General features: G+C 38.1%; 1 protein-coding gene and 1 pseudogene. One reads left to right on the plus strand and one right to left on the minus strand.

Translation table 11 applies throughout. From position 1 onward, the window contains the following. Window positions 1-427: 427 nt before the first annotated feature. On the minus strand, window positions 428-952 hold the full coding sequence (locus tag F6K13_RS28395; protein ID WP_240038744.1) for a pentapeptide repeat-containing protein: 525 nt from the start codon (window positions 950-952) through the stop codon (window positions 428-430). 358 nt (window positions 953-1,310) lie between these two features. Here F6K13_RS28395 and F6K13_RS28400 point away from each other — a divergent pair. Beyond that, window positions 1,311-2,026 (plus strand): annotated as a pseudogene (locus F6K13_RS28400) (IS1 family transposase). Window positions 2,027-2,436: the final 410 nt, after the last annotated feature.

The following is a 2,436-nucleotide window of genomic DNA, read 5'->3' on the forward strand; positions in this document are numbered from 1 at the left end:
ATCAGTTATAATAAACCTTCTGCCTTCTAACCTTGCTCTTTCCCTTCAGCATAGCTGCCCTCTGCCTTCTGCCTTTGGTCCACAGATATTATAAGTATTCAACCGAACATGATATTAGGTGGTAGGTCGTAGGTGTAAATTCAAGTGAGAATACTGGAAACAGAGCAGAAATTTGGGATATTCCTTCAAGATCGCTTCAACAGAACATTTTTATTATACTTAATCATCCGGACATGGTATAAGCACTTTAGTAAGTGAATTGGTTATTTTTCTTCAACAGTTTCATGCTGGATATATAGCAGTCACTATTACTGTATTTGACTTATGAAATAGCTACAAACTTGGGAATATCAATAATCAAACTTCTTCTTTCTTCCTTCTGCTATATTTGTTATGTTGATGAAAAAAGAACCTCAATTTATCAAAATTAGAGTTTAGGAGGACACCCCAAACTATCGCGGGTAGCTACTCCTGTAATAGGATTAATTCCTGAAGCATTTTTACACATTAATTTTACCTGATAGCGGTCTACTATTGCTCGAGAAAAATCTGCCCCTGTCACCACTGCATTACTGAAGGTGCTACTACTCAACATAGCATCTGTAAAAATAGCATTAGTTAAGTCAGTTTGATCGAAAGTGACTCGATCTGCAAAAGTATCAGTAAAATCTGTTTCACTTAAGTTTGCCCGAAAAAAGTCTCCCTTAGTAATAATTGTTCGTTGCATATTTGCCCCTTGAAAATTTGCACCCCGCATTTCTGCACCAGCAAAGGAAGTACCTTGCAAATCTTTATTAGAAAAATCTCGATAGTTTAAATCTGTAAGAGTATAGTTTACAGTATTTTCCTGTGCTTGAGCTAAATCAATATGAATTGGTAAAATACCTACGACAGCCAATATTAATACCAATACTAAAAATCCTGTTTTCACCACTACAATAACTGCTCCCAAAGTTGAGTATAACTAAATAATAAATATACCAAATTAGAGACCATCTTAACGAAGTCAGAAGCCAGAAGTTAGAAGTCAGATAAAGTCGCTGTGGGTAGGGCGACCTACAGAAATTATTTTTGTCATGGGGATAGATGAGCAACCCTCCAAAAATATTTCGCCAAAGCGGGGTGGTACGACCCAATTATAGCGCTACGCGCAAGGCAACAGGCAACAGGCAATAGGCAACAGGCGAATACAAAAGGGTTTCAGCTTTTATTTATGTCAAACACCTTAATGTGTAGTGCTATATTTTGATAAAAATAAAAAATTTGGGTGTTGCACAATAGAGAATGATATTCTAGAATTTTCTAGACAGATGGACTGTCCTGATTGTCAAAGTCATAAAGTAGTGAAAAATGGTCATCGTCAGGGCAAACAGAGTTATCTGTGCCCTAACTGTGGCCGTCAATGCGCGAGAAAGCCCCTGTCCTGCGGGTTATAGTTCTGATCTTAAAGAGCTTTGTGTGAAAATGTCCCTATTTGCCATGGGATTGGGAGCCATTGAGAGAGTGACTGGTATTTCCCATAACACAGTGCTCAACTGGGTACGACTTGCACCAAGCACAGATTCCCGATAGTAACTATGAAATACCTCAAACAGCTCACGCTAGATGAACTACAAACTTTTATTGGCTCAAAAAAAACCAAATTTGGGTCTGGAGAGTAGTCAACAGCAAAATGCCAGGAATTCTGAAGTTTGTACGGGGGCGCTCGCTCGTTAGTTACCTTCACTATATTGTGGCAGATGATTCACGCCTGGGCCGGTTTTCTTGAGATTACAGATGGATATCAGGTTGATCCCTGTTTAATCGACGATTGCGTTCGCGAAGTTCGGTGCGGAGCACGCTTCACCTAGTAAGCACCCGCAGCGATGACCAGAGTAGAAGGAGAAAACTGCCGTCATTGACACTACGCACGCTAGGTTACATCGTAAAACTTTGTGTTATTCCAAGTCCATTGATTATGTTTTACAGATCAATTCACCTGCTGATCTATTGTTTGAAACATCGTCAAGTTCCTCAATTCTCATAATCATTCGTCACTGTGCAACGCCACTTTGACACTCATCATTGATTTTTTTATTTTCCTACCTTAAATACCTCTTCATGACCATCTTTAGCTTTTTTTTACATAGCTTTTTTTTACAAACAGTCTCTTAGATTTTTGTTAAATGCTCAATTTGATATGAAGAAAAAAAACCTTATAACAACGGAGATACTTTATAATCATAAGTAAAACTTATAGTAGATTTCCAGAAATCAGAAAGGCTTGTTTTCATCGAATCTTCACAAAACTCAGCCAGGACTCTAACGGTACTTTGATATTTGTATGCAGTGAAAATGGCTTCAAACCCAATAGGGGCAAGGGTAATTTCAGTTATCAGTTATTAGTTATCAGTACCTCTGCAATAAGGAGGCTTGAAATATAGAATATTCTCTTTT

It is taken from the genome of Okeania sp. SIO2B9, from assembly GCF_010672505.1.
Taxonomy (GTDB): Bacteria; Cyanobacteriota; Cyanobacteriia; order Cyanobacteriales; family Microcoleaceae; genus Okeania; species Okeania hirsuta.